We start from the raw sequence: 205 nt of genomic DNA, 5'->3' as shown, positions 1-205 counted from the left end.
TACAACTATTGGAGTTTACACTTACTATGCTGAAGCTGAAGAAACTGTCTCTGGTTGCGTGAGTTCTAGAATACCAGTAGTTCTTACTATTGAAACACCTGCTAATGCTGGTACAGATGGAGGCATTACTATCTGTGACGACAGTTCTACAACTATAGATTTATTTAGTTTAATCGCTGGTGAAGATGCTGGTGGTACTTGGTCG

At 40.0% G+C, this 205-nt stretch carries 1 protein-coding gene; it reads left to right on the top strand.

The annotated features are described in order from the left end of the window. On the top strand, nt 1-205 hold a 205-nt coding region (locus ACVC08_RS00245; RefSeq protein WP_452600510.1), incomplete at both ends, for a hypothetical protein.

The organism is Pontimicrobium sp. MEBiC06410 (assembly GCF_053601615.1).
This window is presented reverse-complemented; position numbering and strand designations above follow the sequence as displayed.